Below are 21,451 nucleotides of genomic sequence, written 5' to 3'. Positions count from 1 at the left end.
TCGGATTACCCGAGCGCCGCGATGCCAGCCGCCAGGTCGCGCAGCAGATCGTCCGTGGACTCGATACCGATCGACAGCCGCAGCAATCCATCGACCAGCCCCGCGGCGGCGCGCGCTTCGGGCGCCATCGCCGCATGGGTCATCGTCGCGGGATGCGCGACGAGGCTTTCGACTCCACCCAGGGATTCCGCCAGCGAAAACAACTCGAGCGCCTCACAGAAGTTCTTCGCGCCCGTCGTGCCGCCTTCGACTTCGAGCGTCACGATCGCGCCAAAGCCGGTCTGCTGACGCCTGGCGAGGTCGTGGCCCGGGTGCGAAGGCAGTCCCGGAAAATATACGCACTTCACGTTCTTCTGCTTCGCCAGGAACTCCGCTACCGCCTGCGCGTTGCGGCCGTGTTCCTTGAGACGCACGTGCAACGTGCGCAGTCCGCGCAACGTGAGATAGCTGTCGAAGGCAGAGCCCGTGAGACCCAGGCAATTCGCCCACCAGGCGAGTTGCTCGCCAATTTCCTTCGTCGCCGCGATGACCGCGCCGCCGACGACATCGCTGTGGCCATTGATGTACTTGGTGGTCGAATGCACCACGATGTCGGCACCCAGCTGCAATGGCAGCTGCCAGCCCGGCGACAGGAAGGTGTTGTCCGCCGCCACCAGCGCACCGATCGCGTGCGCGCGCTTCGAAATGTCGGCGATATCGGTGATGCGCAACAGCGGGTTGCTCGGTGTTTCGATCCACACCAGCGCGGCGGGCTTCGACAACGCGGCGCTCACCGCGGCGGCATTGCCGAAATCCACGAACTCCACGTCGAGCTCGCCGCGTTTCTTCCAGGCAGTGAACAGCCGGAAGGTGCCGCCATAACAGTCGTGCGGCACGATCACGCGCGCTCCGACGGGCAGGATGTGCCCCACCAAGGTGATCGCACCCATGCCGGAGCCGGTGATGACCGCGCCCGCCCCGCCCTCCAGATCGTTGAGTGCCTCGGCCAAAAGGTCGCGCGTCGGATTTCCCGAGCGGCTGTAGTCGTATTTGCGTTTGTCACCGAAGCCGCGGAAGGCGTAGGTGGAAGACAGGTGCAGTGGTGGTACCACGGCACCGGTCACATCGCAGTTTTCGAGGCCCGCGCGCACGGCGCGGGTGTCCAGGGTCAGCTTCGTCATCCGGCGGTTCCTGATAGATCGTTCAATACGTTGGCGAAGATCGGCGCGAGGCGCCGGTTCTCCTTGAGAAAGGCATCGTGTCCGTACACCGAGGAAATTTCGTGCAGCTCGGCATTCGGCAATCGGGCGACCATTGCGCGCATGTCGCCAAGCGGCACGAGTTGATCCTCGCGCACCGCGATCGCAGTGACCGGCGCGAAGATGCGCGCCGTGTCCACGCGATGCAGGTCGATGGATTCGGACAAACAGATGAACGAATCGGGCCGGTATCGCTGCGCGTATTCGGCGCCGCGCGCGAACAGGTATTCCTCGACCGGCAACACGTGCTGGCCGTCCTCGTTGCGGCGCGCCGCGCCCGCGAACCGCGCGGCGAATTCCTCGGGGCTGCGATAGGTGGCCATGGCGAGCGCCCGCGCCAGCTCCAGGCCCTGCGCCGGTTGTCCGGATTCGATCGCGAATTTCACGATGCGCCGCTGCACGACGCGCCAGGCGCTGGCCATCGGATGCGCGCGATCCGCGGCGCTGACGACGATGAGCCGCGAGACGCGGTCCGGGTAACGCTCGCCGAACGCCAGCGCGACCATGCCGCCGTACGACGCGCCGGTGATGGCGCGCAGCGAAGCGATGCCGAGGTGGTTGATGAGCCGCAGCAGTAGTTCGGCCTGGTCGTACGCCGACACCGTCGGGAACGGCGCGCCATCACGCGAACCGGTGGAATCGGCACTGGCGCCGAGATAGTCGAAACTCAGGATGCGAAAGCGCTGCGTGTCGAGCGCCAGCTTCGGACCGACGACTTCGTGCCACCAGCCGCCACGCGGCTCGTCCGGGATCCACACCCGCCGCGAGGCGGAGATGCCACCGAGCGCGACCACCACGGGCGCGTTGGCCGGACCGGCCAGCCGCCATGCGATCGACACGGATTCGAGCGTGCCGCCGAAATGCAGTTTCATCTCGCCGGGCACTGCGAGAACTCCCTCGCGCACCTGCGTGAGGTTACCGGCGCCGGCGTCTGCTGCGGCGGCGTTACGGGAAACGGTCTGGTTGTCGTTGCTCATCGAATGCTCCGCCCAGCGAGCATCCGTAACGAGCAGCCGTGCGAGAGGCACGACACCCCCGCTTCCCGACGTCGGGAGCTGAGGCTGCTCATCTGCCGGAACCGCCAGAAGCGGCTCCGCAGGATGTGGCACCTTTCCACGTTGGTGGCGGTTGCCCCGGCGTCTTTGGGCCCAATCCCTCAGCCGGTCTCGATGAGTGTGCGGATTCTATGAGCCGCTTCTCAGCAGCGCAAGCATCTGGCTTGCATTTCCGCAGCGCCACGGATACGGTGCGCCACCGTATTAACGCGTTAGTACATTAGTTCATGAAGCAACACCGTAACGTCACCGCCCGCCAGGAAGCTCTTTCCGAGCGCAGCCTGTTCGCCGCCGTGTTGACGCTCAAGAACGTGGACGAATGCCGCGCCTTCTTTCGCGACCTGTGCACGCCGGCCGAATTGCAGGCCATCGCCGACCGCTGGGCGGTGGTGGACTGGCTGCAGAAAGGTGTGCCCTACCGCGAGATCCACCGCCTCACCGGCGTCAGCGTCACGACCATCGGACGCGTGGCGCGCTGCCTGGCCGACGGCAACGGCGGCTATTCGATCGCCGTCAATCGTCTGCAGCGCCACGCCTGATCCAACCGCAGCGCGCCCTCGCGGGCCTCCCCCTCAGCTATTCCCGGCCAATCATGACTCCCAACGACAAAGACCAACGCCTCAAGCTCGCCGTGCAGAAATCCGGTCGACTCACCGACCCCTCGCTCGAGTTGCTCAAGAGCTGTGGGCTCAAACTATCGCGCGGCCGCGATCAGCTCATGGGCTTCGGCGAGAACATGCCGCTCGACGTGTTGTTCGTGCGTGACGACGACATTCCCGATCTCGTGCAGGAAGACGTCTGCGATCTCGGACTGGTCGGCCGCAACGTGCTCGAAGAGAAGCGCCTCGAGCTGCTTTCGCGAGGCCATGCCGCCAACTTCACCGAATTGTGCACGCTCGAATATGGCCGTTGCCGTCTGTCGCTGGCCGTGCCCGAAGGATTCAACTACGAGGGTCCGCGCTCGATCTCGGGTAAACGCATCGCGACTACCTACCCGTTCACGCTCGAACGATTCCTGCGCGAACGCAACATCACCGCGGAGATCGTCACGTTGTCGGGCGCGGTGGAGATCGCGCCGCGCCTTGGCCGAGCCGACCTCATCTGCGACCTGGTATCGACCGGCTCGACCTTGCAGGCCAACCACATGCGCGAGGTCGAAACGGTTTTACTGAGCCAGGCGTTGTTGATCCGCACGCCGGTCGCCTTGTCCGAAGCAAAGCAGGAATGGGTCGAGCGGCTGCTGCTGCGCGTCGACGGCGTTCAGCAGGTAAAGGAAAGCAAATACATCATGCTGCACGCGCCGCGCTCGCAGCTGCAGGAGATTCGCCGGCTGCTGCCGGGCAGCAAGACTCCCACCATCATTCCACTCGAAGGCTCGGATGAGCTGGTCGCCGTTCACGCCGTGTGCCGCGAAAACGTGTTCTGGGAGACGCTCGAGAGTCTCAAGAAAGCCGGCGCGAGTTCGCTGCTGGTGTTGCCCGTCGAGAAAATGCTGGCCTAGATGAAATACGTCGACTGGAATGCGGCATCTCCCGACATGCGGCGCGCGGCCCTGACGCGGCCCGCGGCGGGCAGCCGTGATGAAGTATTCCGTCAGGCGGCCGCGGTCATTACGTCGGTGCGCGCCGAAGGCGACGCGGCGGTGAACCGTTTCACGCAGCAGTTCGGCGGGCCGGCGCTTGCCGATCTGCGCGTCAGCGCCGCGGAGTTTCGCGAAGCGCGCGCCGTCTTGAACGGCGTGCAGATCGCCGCGCTCGAACGCGCGGTAGCGAACGTCACGCGATTTCACGAGGCGCAGCGCGCAGCGCCGTTGCGCGTCGAAACTATGCCCGGCGTCGTCTGCGAACGCATCACGCGTGCCATCGACAGTGTCGGCCTGTATGTCCCGGCGGGGTCGGCGCCGCTGCCCTCCACCGCGATCATGTTGTCGGTACCGGCACGCATTGCCGGTTGCCGGGCACGTGCCATCGCAAGCCCCCCCAGGCCCGATGGAAAGGTGCACGCCGCGGTGTTGGTGGCCGCCGAGATCTGCGGTGTCGACACGGTCTATAAAATGGGCGGTGCACAGGCAATCGCGGCGCTCGCCTTCGGCACGCAGAGCGTGCGCAAGGTGGACAAGATCTTCGGGCCGGGCAGCGCGTGGGTGACCGCGGCCAAACAGATCGTCGCGGCCGATCCTGCCGGCGCGGCGATCGATCTGCCCGCGGGTCCCTCCGAAGTGCTGGTGATCGCCGACGAATCGGCCAACGCGCGGTTCGTCGCCGCGGATCTGCTCGCGCAGGCCGAACACGACACCATCGCACAGGTCGTGCTCGTGACGACTTCCGCTACGTTGGCGAAATCGGTGGGAGACGAACTCGCCGCGCAGACCGCATCGTTGAGCCGGCGCGACATCATTGCGCAATCGATGGCCGCGAGCCGATGCATCCTGGTTCCCGATCTGAACACCGCCATCGCAGTATCGAACGAATACGCGCCGGAACATCTGATCATCCAGACGCGCGACGCACGTGCGCTGCTGCCGCAGGTGGAGAACGCCGGGTCGGTTTTCATCGGCGAGTGGTCGCCGGAATCCATGGGCGACTATTGTTCGGGCACCAACCACGTGTTGCCGACGTTCGGATACGCGCGCAGCTACAGCGGCGTTTCCCTCATCGACTACCAGAAACGCATCACGGTGCAGGAGCTCACCCCCGACGGGCTGCGCGAATTGGGCCCGACGGCCATCACGCTGTCGGATATGGAAGGCCTGGATGCCCATGGCAATGCCGTGCAAGTCCGCCTCGACGCGCTCGCAGGTGGCCGGCCATGAGCAGTGTGCTGTTTCTGGCGCGCCCCGAGATCCTGGCATTGAAGGCCTACGCACACGCCAGCTGGGATCCCGCCTTCGATCGGCTGCACGCGAACGAACTACCGTGGCGCGCGGAGACCGACCGTTCACTCGCGGGACTCAACCGGTATCCGGAGCCGCACCCGCACGAGCTGGCGCGGCGCCTGGCGGAGCTCTACGGCGTGGACGCCGCGCAGTTGTTGCCCGGACGAGGCAGCGACGAATCCATCGACCTGGTCGTGCGCGGCTTCTGCCGCGCCGGCGTCGACAACGTCATCATCTGCCCGCCGACTTTCGGCATGTATTCCGTGGCCGCACGTATCCAGGGAGCGGAAGTGCGCGAGGTGCCGTTGCGGCGGGCCGATTACTCGCTCGATACCGCGGGCGTACTGGCCGCCTGCGACGAGAACACGCGCATCGTGTTTCTCTGCACGCCTAACAATCCGACCGGCAACGCGATGGATCCGGCCGCTATTGAGCAGCTGGTCGTCACACTCGCGGGCAAGTCGCTGGTCGTCATCGACGAGGCTTACATCGAGTTCTCGGGCGATCCTTCGTGGACGCGAGCACTGGCACGTTTCCCGAACCTCGTGGTCCTGCGCACCTTGTCGAAGGCGTTCGGTCTGGCCGGTGCGCGCGTCGGCTCGCTGATCGCGTCGGCCGAGATCGTGGCGCTGTTGGCCAAGGTGATTCCGCCCTACTCCATTCCGCAGCTCACCATCGAAGCCGTGCTGGCCACGCTGGCGGCGACCCAACTTGCTGTGCAACGCGAACGCGTCGCACAGGTGCGCGTCGAGCGCGACCGAGTGGCCGCGGCGCTCGCCGGCAAGAAGTCCCTGCGCAAGCTCTGGCCGAGTGTCAGCAATTTCCTGATGGCCGACTTCGTGGACGCGGAAGTTGCCCTGGCCGCCGCCCGCGATGCGAAACTGCTGGTCCGCGACATGCGCACCGTCTCGCCTCACAGCCTGCGTATATCGGTGGGCACCCCTGAACAGAACGATCGATTGATCCGGAGTCTCGCGTGAGCAAGTCCCGCGTATTGTTCGTCGACCGCGACGGCACCCTCATCGAGGAACCACCCGACGAACAGGTCGATGCCATCGAGAAGATCCGCTTCATGCCCGGCGTATTCGCCGCGCTGCGCCAGGCGCAGAAGGCGGGCTTCAAGCTCGCGATGATCACCAATCAGGATGGTCTCGGCAGCGAGAGTTTTCCACAGGCCGCGTTCGACGTCCCGCACCAGTTCATGATGGATGCATTCAGCTCGCAGGACATCGAATTCGATGCGGTGTTCGTCTGCCCGCACCGCAAGACCGACGGCTGCGACTGCCGAAAGCCCAAGACCAAACTAGTCGAGGAATACGTTCGCGACGTCGATCTCCCTGGCAGCGCGATGATCGGCGACCGCGAGACCGACATGGAATTCGCGCGCAATCTCGGCATCCGCGGCTTGCTGGTGCGCCGTCATGGCAACAAGTGGGAAACCTGGCCGGCCATCCTGCGCGAATTGACGGAGCGCCGCGCCACGCTGCAGCGCAAGACGAAGGAAACCGACATCCACGTGACGGTGAATCTCGACGCGACCGCGCCGATCGCCATTTCCACCGGCATCGGCTTCTTCGATCACATGCTCGAGCAGCTCGCCAAACACGGCGGGTTCTCGCTCGAGCTCAAATGCGCCGGCGATCTCGAGATCGACGAACACCACACCGTCGAGGATTGCGCGCTCGCCGTCGGTGAGGCATTACGACAGGCATTGGGCGACAAGCTCGGCCTCGCCCGCTACGGCTTCCTGCTGCCCATGGACGAAGCGCAGGTGCGCGTGGCCATCGATCTTTCGGGCCGCGCCTACGGCGTGTTCGAAGGCAAGTTCGCGCGCGAGTCGGTGGGCGGATTACCCACCGAACTGGTACCGCACTTCTTCAAGTCGCTGGCCGAGAGCCTGAAGGCCGCGATCCACGTCACCATCGTGGGCGAAAATACACACCACATGATCGAAGCCTGCTTCAAAGGTGTAGGCCGCGCGTTGCGCATGGCGCTGCGCCGCGAGGGCGACGATCTGCCCTCCACCAAGGGAGTGTTGTGAGCGCGGCGGTCATCATCGACAGCGGCGGCGCCAACATTGCGTCGCTGCGCGCCGCGTTGTCGCGGCTCGGCAGCGATTCGGTCGTGACGACCGATCACGGCGTCATCAGGAACGCGCCGCGCGTGTTCCTGCCCGGCGTGGGTTCCGCGCACGACGCGATGAACCGCCTGCGTATCGCCGGCCTCGACCGGCTGATCCCCACCCTCAAACAACCTTTGTTAGGCATCTGCCTCGGCATGCAGCTCCTGTTCGAACGCTCCGACGAGGGCCCGGCGAATACTCTCGGCGTGATTCCGGGCAGCGTCGACAAGCTGCATTCGGCGCCCGGGCTGCCGGTGCCGCACATGGGCTGGAACCAGCTCGTGTCATCGCAGCCCGATCCGCTGCTCGAGGGTGTGAGCGCCCTCGACTACGTCTACTTCGTGCATGGCTTCGCGGTGCCCGCGGGCAAGTTCACCGTCGCGACCACGGAGTACGGCAGCAATTTCACCGCCGTCGCCCGCCGCGACAATTTCTGCGGCACGCAATTCCATCCCGAGCGCTCGGGCGTGGTGGGTGCCCGCATCCTGGCGAATTTTCTCAAAGCCTGAACCAATCATGATCCTCATACCTTCCATCGACCTGCGTAACGGCCGCTGCGTCCGCCTGCTGAAGGGCAACTTCGACGCCGAGACCCGTTACGACCTCGAGCCACACGAATTGCTGCTGCGTTACCGTTCGCTCGGCGCGAGCTGGTTACACGTCGTCGATCTCGACGGCGCCAAGGACGGGCGTCTCGCCAACCGCAGCGTCATCGTGCGGCTCGCCTCGCAACGCGCGCTACATATCCAGGTGGGCGGCGGCGTGCGCTCCGCTGCCGTGGTCGAGGACCTGCTGCGCAACGGCATCGATCGCGTCATCGTCGGCAGCGCCGCTGTGGAACAGCCGGCCGAGGTGCAAGCCTGGCTCAAGCAGTACGGTGCCGAGAAAATCGGCCTCGCCTTCGACATTCGCCACGATGCGGATGGTGTACCCCGCGTACTGACGCGCGGCTGGACGAAGGAGTCGAAGCTCACCTTGTGGGAAGCGATCGAGTCCTATCTACCGCATGGTCTAAAACACGTGTTGTGCACAGATGTCGAGCTCGACGGCGCATTGCTCGGCCCGGCTACGGCGCTGTACGCCGACGCCGTGAAGCGATATCCGACGATTTCCTGGCAGGCGTCCGGCGGCGTACGTTCGGCCGCCGACCTGCACGCACTGGCCGCGACCGGCAGCGCCGCCGCGATCAGCGGCAAGGCATTGCTCGAAGAAATGATCGATCCGAAGGAGTTAGGCCCATTCTTGCCAAACGCATCATCCCCTGCCTCGACGTCCGCGACGGCCAGGTCGTAAAAGGCATCCGCTTCCGCGATCACCAGATCGTGGGCGATATCCTGGTGCTGGCCGAGCGTTATCGCAACGAGGGCGCGGATGAAGTCGTGTTCTACGACATCACCGCGAGCCCCGAAGGCCGCAGCGTCGATCGCAACTGGGTGCGCCGTGTCGCCGAAGTGCTCGACATTCCGTTCTGCGTGGCGGGCGGTATCCGCTCGGTCGAAGACGCCGAAGCGGTGTTGAATGCGGGCGCCGAAAAGATATCGATCAACTCGCCGGCCCTGGCCAATCCCGGCCTCATCGAAGAGCTCGCCGCGCGCTTCGGCTCACAATGCGTGGTCATAGGCATCGACAGCGCCAGTCTCGCCGAGGGTTATCGCGTGTTCCAGTACACCGGCGATCCGAATCGTTCGCGCAATTCCGGCCGCGACACGTTGTCGTGGGTGAAAGAAGTCCAGGATCGTGGCGCGGGTGAGATCGTGCTCAATTGCATGACCAGCGACGGTGTGCGGCGCGGTTACGACGTCGCGCAGCTGACGGCCGTACGCGAAGTCTGCGACGTACCGCTGGTCGCCTCGGGCGGAGCCGGCGCGCCGGAGCATTTCGTCGAAGTCTTCGAGAAGGCGCGGGTCGACGCGGCATTGGCCGCGAGCGTCTTTCACGCCGGAACGATCGCGATCCCGGATCTCAAGACCACGCTGGCGGCGTCCGGCATCGAGGTGCGGCCGTGAACCTGGATGTTTCCAAGATCGATTTCGCCAAGGGCGACGGTCTCGTGCCCGCCATCGTGCAGGATGCCGACACCGGCGCCGTGTTGATGATGGCGTACATGAACCGGGAGGCGCTCGAGCAGACCCTCGCCCGCAAGCGCGCCGTGTTCTTCAGCCGCAGCAAACAGCGGCTGTGGGAAAAAGGCGAAACCACCGGGCACACGCTCGACGTGGTCGACATCGCGGCCGATTGCGACAACGACACGTTGTTGGTCAGCGCACGCCCGCGCGGGCCGGCGTGCCACAACGGCACTCTCACCTGCTTCGGCGATGAGCCGCGCAGCGCGGCCACGAGCATCGCGTTTCTGGCGAAACTCGAAGCGGTGATCGCGCAGCGCGCCACGGAAAAGCCGGACTCGAGTTACACCGCCAAACTGCTCGCCAAGGGCATCAACAAGGTTGCGCAGAAAGTCGGTGAAGAAGGCGTGGAGACGGCGCTGGCCGGCGCTGGCGAGTCGGATGACAAACTGATCGACGAATCCGCCGACCTGCTGTTCCACCTGCTGGTGTTGCTACGCGCCAGAGGTATTGCGTTGCCGCAAGTCGTTCAGAAGTTAGAGTCGCGCCACCGCTGAGAACGTCTCAGAACCAGGTGCTCAGGAAAGCAGCAATTCCTCGGCCGGCGCGCGCAGGTTGTAGCTCGACGCCATCGCGTGCCCGTAAGCGCCCGCGGTCGCGATCAGCAATACGTCACCCGACTGGCACTCAGGCAGCAGCCGGTCATGCCCCAGAAAATCCGAGCTCTCGCAGATCGGCCCGACGACGTTGGTAGATAGATTCGCCGGCTCGCCGTACCGCGTCAGGTTCACGATGTCGTGATGCGCGCCGTACAGCGCCGGGCGGATCAGCGAATTCATGCCGGTCGCCACGCCCACGTAGCGAATGCCGCTCTTCATCTTGGTCTGCGTCACGCGCGCCAGCAACACGCCGGCGTTCGCGACGAGGTAACGACCCGGCTCGATCCACAACTCCACGCCCGGGATCGCCGCCTTCACCTGCGCGAGCGCTGCATCGAGCTTGGAAAGATCGAGCTCACGCCCTTCGGCGCGATCGGGCACGCCGAGACCGCCGCCCACATCCATGAACTTCACGTCGGGAAATCGCTTCGCGAGGCCGACCAGTACCGAGCCCACCTGGCTCCAGTTGCCGACGTCGAACACGCCGCTGCCCGCGTGCGCGTGGAGGCCATCGATTGTGACGCCGCCCGCCTTCGCGAGCCGCGCCACGTCTTCCAGTTCTTCGACGGGAATCCCGAACTTCGACTGTGCACCCGCCGTCTTCACGTGATGGTGATGGCCGCGGCCGATGCCGGTGTCGATGCGCAGGAACACACTCTTGCCCTTGAAGAGATCGAGCCAGTGCTGCAGCACGAACAGGTTGTCGATGGTCACGTGTACGCCGAGCGCGAGCGCCCGTTGGTACTCCGCGCGCGGCGCGAAATTGGGCGTGAACAGGATGCGGTCACGCGCGATGCCCGGCACGGCATTCAACACGTGTTCGATTTCGGCGAGCGAAACGCAATCGAACCCGAGACCGGCCGACGCGACGGTGCGGACGATGTCGGGATGCGGATTCGCCTTGAGTGCATACAACGCGCGCGAAATGGATTCGATGCCGGTGAGCGCCTGCGCCGCGGCTTGCACCTGCCCGAGATCGTAGACGTACGCGCAGTCGCGCTGCGCGAGCGTGCCTAACAACGCGTCGCGCTTTGCGGCCCACCAGGGCTGCGAGCGCGCGGCGATCGCCGCAGGCTGCGCGAACAACTGTTCCCACGTCGGACCCATCACCAGATCGCCCGGCAATGGCCGGATCAGCAATTCGTGCAACTGCTCCACCAACCGGTCGCCCTGGTTCTCATCCACGACGAACGTGAAATTGAGATCGTTGGCCGCCTGGCTGACCATGTACACCTTCTGCTCCTCGAACAGCGCGAACGCGTCGCCGAGCTTGTGCAGGATGGCGCGGATGTTGCGGCCGACCAGCGACACCGAGGCGCAGGGACCGATGATCTGCACGCCGCACAACTTCGACAGGTCGTTCTTGAGCTTGCCCAGCAACTCGCCGTCGAGCGTGTTGGCCGCCGGATCGAGCGACACGGTGACGTTGGTTTCCGAGGTGGAAACCAGGTCCACCGACATGCCGTGTTCCTTGAACACCGTAAAGGCGTCGGCCATGAAGCCGACCTGGTGCCACATGCCGGGGCTGTCGAGCGAGATCAGCGTGATTCCCTTGCGGTTGCAGACGGCCTTCACCTGCGCCGAACCGCCACCCGCCTCACCGGTGATCAGCGTGCCTTCGAGGTCGGGGGTCTGCGTCGCGTACACATATAAAGGTATCTGGTACTGGCGAGCCGGCAGCAGGCAGCGCGGATGCAGCACCTTGGCGCCGCTGGTCGCGATCTCCTGCGCTTCGTCGTAATGCAACGCGCGGATCAGGCGCGCGTTCGGCGTGGCGCGCGGATTGGCGCTGAACATGCCCGGCACGTCGGTCCAGATCTCGATCTGGCGCGCGCGGATCTTGGCGGCCAGGTAGGCGGCCGAAGTATCCGAGCCGCCGCGGCCTAACAAACAGGTGTTGCCTTCGCTGTCGCGCGCGATGAATCCCTGCGTGATGACCACCGGCGTGGATTGGTCCAGCCGCTGTTCGAGCTCGGGATCCGGGGTGAACGAGCAGGTGGCCGACAACACCGACGCCTTGGCTGAGGCACCGCGGTCTTCGGCGCTCAGCATGTCGCGCGCATCCATCCAGCTCACGTCGATGCCCTGGGCCTTGAGGAAGCGCGATCCGATTTCGGTCGCCATCAATTCGCCATTGGCCATCACCCGTGCGCGCGTGCGGTCGGACAACTCGCGCACCAGCGCGATGCCATTGGCCATCTGGCGCAGTTCGTCGAAGTATCCCTGCAGTTGCGGGCTGACCCCGACGCGCAGCTCGGTAGTTAGCTGGCGATGCCGGTATTCGATCGCCTTGAGCGCTTCGTCCGGATCGCCGGCGCTGGCCGCGACCAGCAGCTTCTCCAGCATGTCGGTGATCTTGGTGATCGCCGAATGAACCACCAGCACGCGATTGCCCGCTTCCAGGCGTCGATGGACGACCAGCGCGATGTTGCGCCAGTTGACGAGCGTGGAGACGCTGGTGCCGCCGAACTTGACGACCACCCAGCGCGATGTGGAGCGCGCGGACATGCGACTAACCTCGTCGCGAAGATTCGCGACCACTCACTGTTTAAGGGAACTAGACCTTACTGTTCGTCTTCGAACGCGTCTTTGAGGTCTTTTTCGAGACGACGATCCGCGAGCACTTCCTCGAGCCGGCTCCAGGCGGCCTTGCCGACCTTCTTGGTGCCTGGTTGCTGACGAACGCGCTTGTCGACCTTGTCGAGAATGCGATCGTAGTCGGTGTTGTCTTCGGCTTCGGCCAGGAACTCTTCGTCCAAATCGAAGCTTTCGTTATCCCGTTCGGACATCGTTTTTTCTACAAAAACTCATTTTAAAACAGTGAGTTGCGTGCCAGGGAGCCACGCAACGAGGCTGCGAACTATATCCGATTCGCGCGCACTTTCAACTGCGCCGAAATTGGGCAGTCGCGCCGCCCGGAACGGCCGAAATAGGCGCCCCGACGGCCAGATTCAGGCCCGCGGCGGCGTTGCCGCGCGCCCGGGCCACCTCCAGCACATCAAATGAGTTGATGAGGCCGATGTAGTCCCCGGCGTGCGCATCGCCATAGGTGCGCCGCAGCGGCAACGCCAGATCGCCGATGAGAACCGACGGGGTCGAAAGTGCCACCACCGCCGACGACTCGATGTTCGAGATCAGATTGCCGAAGCGGTCGACCGCCACGATGACGCCGGCGACACCGCCATCGGCCCGCGTGATGGTCGCCGGCCATCCGGTCGAATTGAGCGTCGCGATCTCGGGGCCCAGATCGACGGGCGCGCAGCGGCCGGAGGCGATCGCCGCCGCCAACGGAGCGAATACGTCGCGTCCGTGGAACGTGGCGCTCACGTCGCTCACACCGAACTGGACCAGCCGTGTCAGGTCGACGCGGATGATGCGATCGATCTTGCCGCGCGCGGCGAGTGGCGCCAGCAACCCGTTGTCAGGTGCTAGCAAGGCCTGTTCGCCAGAGAGTGCGACGATCAGATCGCGTGGCGTACCGACACCCGGGTCCACGACGGCGACGTGAAGTGTGCCGGCCGGGAAATATCGCAGTGCCCGCGACAACCAGAAGCCGGCTTCGATAGGTTGAAAGGCGCTCACCTCGTGCGCCATGTCGACGAACCGCAGCTGCGCGGCGGCGGCGAGCATCACGCCCTTCATGATTCCCACGAACGGTTCGCGCGAACCGAAGTCCGTGGTCAACGTGACGAGACCGTTGGCGCGAAAGGCTGCCATGAAAACCCCTCTATCCGTACACTGCGCGACCATGTCGCCAAGACCCGACCCTGTCAATCAGAACACCGCTTCGCGCGCCACCCTCACTCTGCTGTGCGCGTGTTTCGCGGTGAGCGGCATCGCGGCGCTGGTCTATCAAACCGCGTGGACGCGCCAGTTCGCCATCGTGTTCGGCACCTCGGAGCTCGCGGTGGCCACCGTGTTGGCCGCTTACATGGGAGGCCTGGCGCTTGGCGCGCTGCTGGCTGAGAGATTTCTTCCGCGCATCACCCGGCCGGTGCTCACTTACGCACTGCTCGAACTCGGCATTGCGCTGGGCGCAATCTTCGCGGTGCCGTTCCTGCTGTGGCTGGCGAACATCGCGTTGCAGTCGCTGTTTGGCGGGCAACCGCTGCCACCCTCGAGCGATCGCGCGGCGACGACTTTCTTCTATCTGATCAGTGCATTCGTCGCGCTGGCGCTGCCTACCACGCTGATGGGCGCCACTCTGCCGCTGCTCGCCCGTTATGCGGTCGCCGAAGAACGGCACATCGGCCGGCGCATCGGCCTGCTCTACGCCATGAACACCACGGGCGCCGTCATCGGCGCCTTGATCACCGCGTTCGCCCTGCTGCCGGAGCTCGGTCTGAGGCACACCATCTGGTTTGCGGCAGGCCTCAACGGCATCGTCTTTCTGCTCGCGGCCGCACTCGGCCGGCGCGTTGCGCCGCCGCCCGCGCCCAAGGGTTACGACGATGCTCCGGGCGCGGGGGTCGTGCCCGCGGCGACGCCACGCGCGACCGCCCCGCCGTCGCGCCTGCGTGTTCACTCCTTTAATAGGCTTCCCAGCCCCGCCTGGGTCCTGCCCCTGATGTTGCTCGCGGGTGCGGTCGCGTTCTTCCAGGAGGTGCTCTGGACGCGCATGTTGTCGCACGTCGTCGGCAGCAGCATCTATGCCTTCGGCGTGATGGTGGCGAGTTTCCTCACGGGCATCGCACTCGGCGGCGGACTCGGCGCGGCGCTGGCTCGCGATCGGCAGCGGGCCGCCACGGGGCTCGCGATTTCCCTGATCGTCGTCGCGATCGCGGCCTCCATCGCCTATCTACGTCTCGAGACCCTGCTGCCCCAGCAGGCGGGGCTCATGAACAACGTGCAGACGTTCGGTTTCATCCACCTGCCGATGAACGCGCTGTTCGCGGGGTTGCTGCTGCTGCCGATGACGCTGGCCATCGGCATGACCTATCCACTCGCGGTACGCGTGCTGGCGAGCGATGCCGACGACGCCGCGGCGGCGAGCGCCCGCGTGTACGCCTGGAACACGATCGGCGCCATCGCCGGGTCGCTGGCGGCCGGCTTCGTGTTGATTCCGGCGCTGCGTTACGAGGGCGCGGTCCAGGTCGCGGTATTCGCGAGCGCCGCGCTGGGCGTGATCGCCTTGTGGGCGCTGGTGCCGCTCAACCGGATCGCGATCGGTGCCGTCTCCGTCGCCGTGCTCGCCGCGTGCTGGTTCTTCACGCCGCAGGCCCCGCTCAAGCTGCTCGTGACCTCACCGCTCAACGTCGGCACAAAAGGCCGCGTGCTCTCGTACGACGTCGGCCGCAGCGCCAGTGTCGTGTTGCTGGCACAGGACGGCGGACTGGCGTTGCGCACCAACGGCCTGCCGGAAGCGTTGATGGACAGCCCCGGCTCGCTACCGCGCTTCAGCGGCGAATACTGGTTGTCACCGTTGGCGGTGATTGCGCGGCCGCGCACCAAGGACATGCTCATCGTCGGTTTCGGTGGCGGCGTCGTGATCGAAGGCGTTCCGCCCAGCGTACAGAAGATAGACGTTATCGAACTCGAACCCGAGGTGATCGCGGCGAATCGCATCGCGGGGCCGCTGCGCAAGCGCGATCCGCTCACCGACCCGCGCGTCAACATCATTCTCAACGATGCACGCGGCGCCCTGCGCCTGACCGATCACCGCTACGATGCCATCGTCTCGCAACCTTCGCACCCGTGGACGGCCGGCGCTTCTCACTTGTACACGCGCGAATTCATGCAACTCGCGCACGATCACCTGACGCCCGATGGCGTCTTCGTGCAGTGGATGAACGTGATCTTCATGGACGAGGCCGTGTTGCGTTCACTGACCGCGACGTTGCTGAGCGTGTACGGCGAGGTCCGCGCGTACCGCCCCGACCCGAACACGATCGTGTTCCTCGCCAGCGACCGGCCGCTCGATCTCGAAACTCAACTGGCAAAGACCGGCGATCCACTGCGCGCCGCACCGCTGCACTACAGCCGCTTCGGCATCAATGTCACCGAAGACCTCGTCGCGGCTCTGGTCCTGGATGCCGAGGGCGCGCGCCGTCTGGCCGCGGGCGCACCGCTGATCACCGACGACGACAATCGCATCGCGACCTCCAGCGTCTACGAGAAGGGGCTCGGCATGAACGGCGATACGAGTGGCCGCATCCTCGCGCCTTTCGATCCGCTGCAGCGTGCGGATTCCTTCCTGTATTCCTCGCCGTTGCGCGAGCAGCTTTCGTTCCAGTACCTGGCGCGTCGCAACGCCGTGTTCACGCTGCTCGACCCGAGCCTTTCGGATCGCGTCGGCCGCATGTCGCAGATTCTCGGCGGCACGGCCGAGGGCGAATACGCGCGCATGTACTACTACCGGATGCGGCGCCAGACGCAGCGCGCGCAGGAACTCGTCAAGCTTGCGGTCGACGAATATCCGCACGACACCTCCCTGCGCGCGGAATACCTGAGCGCTTCGATGGGCGCGCTGGCGCGCGATTCCGCGCCCGCCGAAGTCAATGAGATCGCGGCACGCCTCACCGCGCCGGACACCCATGTATTGGCAGCCGCGCGCTTGGCCGCGAAAAGCGACTGGCGCGAAGTGGCGCGCACCGACCGGCTGCTGGCGGAAATCCCGTGGACAGATCCCTGGTATGCCGAGGCGGTGGAATTGCGCGCCAACTGGCGCACGCGTGTCAGCAATCCGGAGCAGCAGCAGCGCCTGGGTGATGAAACGATCACCTTGATCGATCGGGTGGTGACCATGACGCCCACGTTGGCGTTGTACGGATTGCGCACGCGCGCCGGCTTCGCTGCCAAGCGAACGGGCGTGGTGGTCGAATCGGTTTCCAACTATGCGCGGCTCGCCGCCGGCATGGTGCGATCCGGCGTCAACACCGCCGAGTCGTTGCGCCAGGATTCACGCGCATTGAACCAGGTGCTCGACGACGCCGAGAAGATGCCGGGCGTCGACCTCGCGCGCGTGATCGAAGTGCGCGCCGAAGTCGCGGCGGCCACGCAGTAAGAATCAGCCGGTGGCTGGCGCGGCGGGCGGCTCGACTGCGGGCGCCGGCTCAGCCGTTGGTTCGGCGGGCGCAGCTTCCGGCGCTGGCGGTGCTGGCGCTGGCGGCAGATCGTTCGGATCCACTTCAATGCCGATCATCTGCGGCAGACCGGACGCCTCCTTGAGCGTATCCATCACCAGTTCCCAGTGGATCGCGGCGGGCTGTTCGCCCAACGCCGCATTGGCCAGCGCATAGAACCGTTCGATGTCGACCTCGGCGCGTTGTCCTTCGGCATCGACGGGCGGATGCACTTCGAGCCACACCCGGCCATCCACGCGAGCGACCTTCACGGGCTCGTTCACCAGCCACACCGGCGTGCTGACAGGCACGACCGGAAACAGCTTTTCGATGTCTTCCGGGTACATGCGGATACAGCCATGCGTGATCGCCATGCCCACCGCGATCGGGTTGTTGGTCCCATGAATGAGATAGGCGCCCGGATGAATGTCGAGGCGCATCGCATACGCACCCAATGGATTGTCGGGACCCGCCTTCACGATGGCGGGCAACGGATCGCCGCGCTCCTCGTGTTCCTTGCGGACCGATTCCGGCGGACTCCAGGTCGGGTTCTTGCGCTTGTCCACCACGCGTGTCTTGCCGAGCGGCGTGGACCAATCCATCTTGCCGATGCTCACCGGATACGTGATGACGTAGGGAGTCTCGCCCTGCTTCACCTTCGGATAATAGTAGAGCCGATGCTCGGGTAGATTGACGACGATGCCTTCGCGCGCGCTCGACGGCAGCAGCCGCTGACCCGGGATCACGATGGTGGTGCCCTCGCCGGGCAGCCAGGTATCGACGCCGGGATTGGCCCGCAGGATTTCCTCGTAGCCCAGGCTGTAGCGGCGCGCGAGGTCGGGTAACGTGTCCTCGCCAAATGCCGTGATCGTTTCGGTATCGCCGAACATCAGCGCCTGCGTATCCACCAGCGGATACTGCGTGGCGTTCGCCGTGGCCGCGCCGCCGGCTAACAACGCCAGAATCAAGAGCCTCATACACACCTTTCCAACCGATTTCTGGACACAGTCTTGCACAAATCCCTACACTCGGCCGCCGTGAATGAAGTCGATCGCGCATTTCTCCGACAGTCGATCCGCAGCATCGCGGATTACCCCAAACCGGGCATCCAGTTTCGTGACATCACGACGCTGCTGCGCGACCGCCGCGCCTTTGAAATGACCATCGAAGCGCTGATCGCGCCGTGGCGCGGCCAGTCGATCGACAAGGTTGCCGGCATCGAGGCACGCGGTTTCATTCTGGGTGGAGCCGTGGCCCTCGGCCTCAAGGCAGGATTCATCCCGATCCGCAAGCGCGGCAAGTTGCCGCACGAAACGGTTCGCGTCGCCTACTCGCTCGAGTACGGCGTCGACGAGATGGAAATGCACAAGGATGCGATCGACAGCGGCGAGCGGGTCTTGCTGCTCGACGACCTGATCGCGACCGGCGGCACGGCCACGGCAGCGGCACAGTTGCTCAAGTCGGCGGGCGCGCAGATGGTCGCGGCGAGTTTCGTCATCGATCTGCCGGATCTGGGCGGCGCGGCGCGTTTGCGCGGCGCCGGCATCGAGGTGCATTCACTGCTGACGTTCTGAGCATCATTGCGATGGTCGGGGGGATGACGATGCTGCGGCTCTACCACTGGGAACCCAACGCCAACTCCGGCAAGCCGATGCTGGCCCTCGCCGAGAAGGGCGTGAAGTTCGAGAGTCACTATCTCGATCTGCTCAAGTTCGATCAGCACCAGCCCGGATATCTCGCGGTAAATCCTGACGGCACCATTCCCGCGCTGGTGCATGGCTCGCGCGTGCTCACCGAATCCACGCCGATGATGGAATACGTCGACGACGAATTCGCCGGGCCGCCGCTCAAACCCGTGGAGCCGCGCGAGCGATGGCGCATGCGCTGGTGGATGCGCTTCTTCGACAGCTACTTCGCGCCGTCGTTGAGCATGATCGGCTGGAGCGTATTTGTCGGGCCGGCCGCCCGCCAACGGCCGCGCGAGGAACTCGAAGCTGCGATCGCGCGCATTCCGCTCGAGTCACGCCGCATCGCATGGCGCAAGGCGGTGTTCAACGAGTTCGCTGCGGAGGAGCTGGACGAATCGCGGCGGCGCGTGCGGTATTGCACCGGGATTCTGGAGGAGCACCTGGCCCGCCACGAGTGGATAGCCGGGCCGACGTTCTCGCTGGGCGACATCAACGGCTTCAACCTGGGTTACGCATTGCCGCTGTCGATTCCCGACCGGTGCAACGACGCGCAGACGCCGCGCATCATGGAATGGCTGCGCCGCATCTACGAGCGGCCGGCAACCAAGGAGATCTGGGCGATGGGGCGCACGAGCATGGCGCAACGCGTGAAGTTCCTGGAGCGCACCCATGCTTGAGCTCTACACCTCGGAACCCAACACGTTTTTCTTGAAGCCGCTGATCGCGTTGCATGAGAAGCAGGCGGAATTCGAGCTGCGCTGGTTCGATGCGGAGGCGCTCGAACAGTTTTCGCCGGGATTCCCTGCCGACATCGAAGCGCGGCTGCATCTCGAGCGTGAAGGGCCGCTGCTGTCGCACGACGGCGAGCTGATCTCGAGTTCGTATTTCATGCTCGAGTACATCGCCGAATCCTTGCCGGGCATCTCATTGCTGCCGCGGGCGGCCTACGATCAGTACCGCGCGCGCGCCTCCGGTCAGTTTCTCGGCGCGCATCTTGGCTCGCTCGTGCCATTGCTCGGGAGTGCCAAGTACCTGGCGCCGCGTTTGATTGCGAATCGCGCCATGGTCGAACCTGTCGTCGCCGCGATCGAGCCGGTCGAGCGCCGGCTGGCCTGGAGCGCGTTGCTGTCCGGCTCCTGTACGCCGCAGATCCTCGCCAGCGCGCGCGAACGCCTGAAGTTTCCCGTGGCACGCGTGGAAGCGACTCTGGCAAACGGATCGTGGCTCTCAGGTCCTGACTACTCCATCGCCGATATCGACGCCTTCGCGATGCTGCGGGTCATCGGGGATCTCGCGCCGGAGGTCGTGAACCGAGACGCCACGCCGCGCATCCTCGACTACATCGCGCGCATCTCGGACCGGCCGGCGGTGCACGCCGCGCTTTCCACCAGCCGCTCCGGCCGTCCCGAACATCACTTCGTGCCCGGGGTCGAACCGTCACGATGGGGATGACAAAGCTAGTCCTGTTACCGGGGCTCGTGTGCGACGCCACCGTCTGGGCGCATGCACGCGGCGTGCTCGGCGCGCGCGCGGATGTACAGGTCGCCGAATACGGCCGGCTCGATTCCTTGGGCACGATGGCGGACAAGGTGTTGGGCGAGGTCGAAGGCTCGTTCGCCCTCGCCGGCCATTCGATGGGCGGCCGGATCGCCCTCGAAATGTTCCGGCGCGCGCCGCAGAGAATTCAGGCACTCGCGTTGATGGACACCGGCGTACAGCCGCTCGCCGCGGGCGAGCCAGGCGCGCGCGAAACCGCCGGGCGGCTCGAGTTGTTAGGCGTGGCGCGAACTCAGGGGATGGCCGCCATGGCCGCGCGCTGGGTGCAGGGCATGGTGTGGCCACCGCGCCTCGTGGAGCGCGCGTTGCTCGATGGCATCGTCGCCATGTTCGCCCGCTCCAGCGCCGATGTCTTCGCCGCGCAGATCGACGCGTTGCTCGCGCGCCCCGACGCGAGCGCACTGCTGGAGCAGATCCGCTGCCCCACGCTGGTGTTGTGCGGTGCCGAGGACAGCTGGGCGCCGGCCGCCCGGCACAAGGAAATGGCGGCCAGGATCGCCGGGGCGCAACTGACGCTCGTGCCCGACTGCGGGCACATGTGCACGCTCGAACGGCCCGAGACCGTAACGCAGGCGCTCGACGACTGGTTCGCGGCGGTCGCGCCGCGTTAGAACATCGTATTGCTGTTGGCGGATTTTTCGGGAATGGCCTGGACCACGTCCCAGTGCTCGACCACCTTGCCCTTCTCGAAGCGGAAGATGTCGATCACCGCGTTGCCGCGATCTTCGGCCTTCAACTTCACCAGCGAATGCACGATGACGATGTCGCCGTCGACGTAGGTGTGTTTGAACTCGTAGCTCCAGCCGGGCATCTGCTGCAGCACGTGGCTGAGCACCGTCACGGCCGCTTCCTTGCCGTCCGCGGCGATCGGGTTGTGCTGGATGTATTTGTCGCCGACGTAGGTATCGAAGCCTTCTTTCACCTTCTTCTGGTTGAAGACCATGTCGAGGAAAGCGACCGCCTTGCGGGCTTTCGGGTTCTTGCTGAGGCCCGCGTTCGCGGCGGTGGCGAGGGTCAGCGCGAGCATGCTGGTGGCGATCAGGACGAGACACTTGCGTAACGACATGGGGCACTCCCGGTTCGCGTGATGCGCGATCGTAGTCCAGAACGGTGGGGGTGACATTTCCCGCGCG

21 protein-coding genes and 1 riboswitch are annotated in these 21,451 nt (G+C 65.2%); of the genes, 14 read left to right on the top strand and 7 right to left on the bottom strand.

Annotated features, from left to right (window positions below):
- Positions 1–5 precede the first annotated feature (5 nt).
- Entirely contained in the window at positions 6–1,160 is a 1,155-nt protein-coding gene (gene metB / locus WDO72_20805) for a cystathionine gamma-synthase (protein ID MEJ0088116.1), read from the bottom strand.
- Positions 1,157–2,215, bottom strand: coding sequence for a homoserine O-succinyltransferase (locus WDO72_20800; protein ID MEJ0088115.1), 1,059 nt, complete (start codon positions 2,213–2,215; stop codon positions 1,157–1,159). The genes metB and WDO72_20800 overlap by 4 nt, the downstream gene beginning before the upstream one ends.
- 85 nt (positions 2,216–2,300) lie before the next feature.
- Positions 2,301–2,414: riboswitch (SAM riboswitch) on the bottom strand.
- Between the two features lie 106 nt (positions 2,415–2,520).
- Here WDO72_20800 and WDO72_20795 point away from each other — a divergent pair.
- The 9 genes from WDO72_20795 to hisIE are packed head-to-tail and all read left to right on the top strand — an operon-like array spanning position 2,521 to position 9,910.
- The gene (locus tag WDO72_20795; protein MEJ0088114.1) at positions 2,521–2,832 is read left to right on the top strand and encodes a YerC/YecD family TrpR-related protein; all 312 of its coding nucleotides are present in this window, start codon (positions 2,521–2,523) and stop codon (positions 2,830–2,832) included.
- A gap of 53 nt (positions 2,833–2,885) precedes the next feature.
- A complete protein-coding gene (hisG, locus tag WDO72_20790; GenBank protein MEJ0088113.1) occupies positions 2,886–3,794 on the top strand; it encodes an ATP phosphoribosyltransferase in 909 nt (302 codons plus the stop codon).
- Complete coding sequence (gene hisD, locus WDO72_20785; GenBank protein ID MEJ0088112.1) at positions 3,795–5,105, top strand: histidinol dehydrogenase; 1,311 nt, start codon at positions 3,795–3,797, stop codon at positions 5,103–5,105.
- Positions 5,102–6,148 (top strand): histidinol-phosphate transaminase, encoded by a 1,047-nt coding sequence (gene hisC, locus WDO72_20780; GenBank protein ID MEJ0088111.1) that lies wholly within the window; start codon positions 5,102–5,104, stop codon positions 6,146–6,148. The genes hisD and hisC overlap by 4 nt, the downstream gene beginning before the upstream one ends.
- A complete protein-coding gene (gene hisB / locus WDO72_20775) occupies positions 6,145–7,209 on the top strand; it encodes a bifunctional histidinol-phosphatase/imidazoleglycerol-phosphate dehydratase HisB (protein MEJ0088110.1) in 1,065 nt (354 codons plus the stop codon). The genes hisC and hisB overlap by 4 nt, the downstream gene beginning before the upstream one ends.
- Positions 7,206–7,799, top strand: coding sequence for an imidazole glycerol phosphate synthase subunit HisH (gene hisH, locus WDO72_20770; GenBank protein MEJ0088109.1), 594 nt, complete (start codon positions 7,206–7,208; stop codon positions 7,797–7,799). Before hisB ends, hisH begins: the two co-directional genes overlap by 4 nt.
- 7 nt (positions 7,800–7,806) lie before the next feature.
- Positions 7,807–8,583, top strand: coding sequence for a 1-(5-phosphoribosyl)-5-[(5-phosphoribosylamino)methylideneamino]imidazole-4-carboxamide isomerase (hisA, locus tag WDO72_20765; protein ID MEJ0088108.1), 777 nt, complete (start codon positions 7,807–7,809; stop codon positions 8,581–8,583).
- Positions 8,529–9,296, top strand: coding sequence for an imidazole glycerol phosphate synthase subunit HisF (gene hisF, locus WDO72_20760; GenBank protein MEJ0088107.1), 768 nt, complete (start codon positions 8,529–8,531; stop codon positions 9,294–9,296). The genes hisA and hisF overlap by 55 nt, the downstream gene beginning before the upstream one ends.
- Positions 9,293–9,910, top strand: a complete 618-nt coding sequence (hisIE, locus tag WDO72_20755; GenBank protein ID MEJ0088106.1) for a bifunctional phosphoribosyl-AMP cyclohydrolase/phosphoribosyl-ATP diphosphatase HisIE — start codon at positions 9,293–9,295, stop codon at positions 9,908–9,910. The genes hisF and hisIE overlap by 4 nt, the downstream gene beginning before the upstream one ends.
- Positions 9,911–9,931: 21 nt before the next feature.
- Here the strand turns inward: hisIE and WDO72_20750 are convergent, their stop codons facing one another.
- From WDO72_20750 to WDO72_20740, 3 genes are all read right to left on the bottom strand, one after another.
- Positions 9,932–12,520 (bottom strand): bifunctional aspartate kinase/diaminopimelate decarboxylase, encoded by a 2,589-nt coding sequence (locus tag WDO72_20750; protein ID MEJ0088105.1) that lies wholly within the window; start codon positions 12,518–12,520, stop codon positions 9,932–9,934.
- Positions 12,521–12,576: 56 nt separating this feature from the next.
- A complete protein-coding gene (locus WDO72_20745; GenBank protein ID MEJ0088104.1) occupies positions 12,577–12,801 on the bottom strand; it encodes a hypothetical protein in 225 nt (74 codons plus the stop codon).
- 94 nt (positions 12,802–12,895) lie between these two features.
- Entirely contained in the window at positions 12,896–13,729 is an 834-nt protein-coding gene (locus WDO72_20740; protein ID MEJ0088103.1) for an SAM-dependent chlorinase/fluorinase, read from the bottom strand.
- 31 nt (positions 13,730–13,760) lie between these two features.
- On the opposite strand from WDO72_20740, the gene WDO72_20735 reads away from it, so the two are divergent.
- The gene (locus tag WDO72_20735; GenBank protein ID MEJ0088102.1) at positions 13,761–17,015 is read left to right on the top strand and encodes a fused MFS/spermidine synthase; all 3,255 of its coding nucleotides are present in this window, start codon (positions 13,761–13,763) and stop codon (positions 17,013–17,015) included.
- A gap of 3 nt (positions 17,016–17,018) precedes the next feature.
- Here the strand turns inward: WDO72_20735 and WDO72_20730 are convergent, their stop codons facing one another.
- The gene (locus WDO72_20730) at positions 17,019–18,050 is read right to left on the bottom strand and encodes a L,D-transpeptidase family protein (GenBank protein MEJ0088101.1); all 1,032 of its coding nucleotides are present in this window, start codon (positions 18,048–18,050) and stop codon (positions 17,019–17,021) included.
- A gap of 60 nt (positions 18,051–18,110) precedes the next feature.
- Between WDO72_20730 and WDO72_20725 the strand changes: the two genes are divergently transcribed.
- From WDO72_20725 to WDO72_20710, 4 genes are read left to right on the top strand one after another with little or no spacing between them, the layout of a single operon-like run.
- Positions 18,111–18,647, top strand: a complete 537-nt coding sequence (locus WDO72_20725) for an adenine phosphoribosyltransferase (protein MEJ0088100.1) — start codon at positions 18,111–18,113, stop codon at positions 18,645–18,647.
- A gap of 11 nt (positions 18,648–18,658) precedes the next feature.
- Positions 18,659–19,438, top strand: a complete 780-nt coding sequence (locus WDO72_20720; GenBank protein MEJ0088099.1) for a glutathione S-transferase family protein — start codon at positions 18,659–18,661, stop codon at positions 19,436–19,438.
- Positions 19,431–20,213 (top strand): glutathione S-transferase family protein, encoded by a 783-nt coding sequence (locus tag WDO72_20715; GenBank protein MEJ0088098.1) that lies wholly within the window; start codon positions 19,431–19,433, stop codon positions 20,211–20,213. The genes WDO72_20720 and WDO72_20715 overlap by 8 nt, the downstream gene beginning before the upstream one ends.
- Positions 20,210–20,929: an alpha/beta fold hydrolase gene (locus tag WDO72_20710; GenBank protein MEJ0088097.1), complete on the top strand. Its 720-nt coding sequence runs from the start codon at positions 20,210–20,212 to the stop codon at positions 20,927–20,929. The genes WDO72_20715 and WDO72_20710 overlap by 4 nt, the downstream gene beginning before the upstream one ends.
- Here the strand turns inward: WDO72_20710 and WDO72_20705 are convergent.
- Complete coding sequence (locus tag WDO72_20705) at positions 20,926–21,384, bottom strand: nuclear transport factor 2 family protein (GenBank protein MEJ0088096.1); 459 nt, start codon at positions 21,382–21,384, stop codon at positions 20,926–20,928. The genes WDO72_20710 and WDO72_20705 overlap by 4 nt on opposite strands.
- Positions 21,385–21,451 lie beyond the last annotated feature (67 nt).

It is taken from the genome of Pseudomonadota bacterium, assembly GCA_037200975.1.
In the GTDB taxonomy this organism is placed as follows: Bacteria; Pseudomonadota; Gammaproteobacteria; order Steroidobacterales; family Steroidobacteraceae; genus CADEED01.
This window is presented reverse-complemented; position numbering and strand designations above follow the sequence as displayed.

Coding starts and splice junctions, on each gene's coding strand:
- metB (MEJ0088116.1), bottom strand. CDS start 1,160: ATGACGAAGCTGACCCTGGACACCCGCGCCGTGCGCGCGGGCCTCGAA.
- WDO72_20740 (MEJ0088103.1), bottom strand. CDS start 13,729: ATGGCAGCCTTTCGCGCCAACGGTCTCGTCACGTTGACCACGGACTTC.
- WDO72_20795 (MEJ0088114.1), top strand. CDS start 2,521: ATGAAGCAACACCGTAACGTCACCGCCCGCCAGGAAGCTCTTTCCGAG.
- WDO72_20720 (MEJ0088099.1), top strand. CDS start 18,659: ATGGTCGGGGGGATGACGATGCTGCGGCTCTACCACTGGGAACCCAAC.
- WDO72_20705 (MEJ0088096.1), bottom strand. CDS start 21,384: ATGTCGTTACGCAAGTGTCTCGTCCTGATCGCCACCAGCATGCTCGCG.
- WDO72_20730 (MEJ0088101.1), bottom strand. CDS start 18,050: ATGAGGCTCTTGATTCTGGCGTTGTTAGCCGGCGGCGCGGCCACGGCG.
- WDO72_20735 (MEJ0088102.1), top strand. CDS start 13,761: ATGTCGCCAAGACCCGACCCTGTCAATCAGAACACCGCTTCGCGCGCC.
- WDO72_20715 (MEJ0088098.1), top strand. CDS start 19,431: ATGCTTGAGCTCTACACCTCGGAACCCAACACGTTTTTCTTGAAGCCG.
- WDO72_20745 (MEJ0088104.1), bottom strand. CDS start 12,801: ATGTCCGAACGGGATAACGAAAGCTTCGATTTGGACGAAGAGTTCCTG.
- hisA (MEJ0088108.1), top strand. CDS start 7,807: ATGATCCTCATACCTTCCATCGACCTGCGTAACGGCCGCTGCGTCCGC.
- WDO72_20750 (MEJ0088105.1), bottom strand. CDS start 12,520: ATGTCCGCGCGCTCCACATCGCGCTGGGTGGTCGTCAAGTTCGGCGGC.
- hisC (MEJ0088111.1), top strand. CDS start 5,102: ATGAGCAGTGTGCTGTTTCTGGCGCGCCCCGAGATCCTGGCATTGAAG.
- WDO72_20710 (MEJ0088097.1), top strand. CDS start 20,210: ATGACAAAGCTAGTCCTGTTACCGGGGCTCGTGTGCGACGCCACCGTC.
- WDO72_20800 (MEJ0088115.1), bottom strand. CDS start 2,215: ATGAGCAACGACAACCAGACCGTTTCCCGTAACGCCGCCGCAGCAGAC.
- hisD (MEJ0088112.1), top strand. CDS start 3,795: ATGAAATACGTCGACTGGAATGCGGCATCTCCCGACATGCGGCGCGCG.
- hisG (MEJ0088113.1), top strand. CDS start 2,886: ATGACTCCCAACGACAAAGACCAACGCCTCAAGCTCGCCGTGCAGAAA.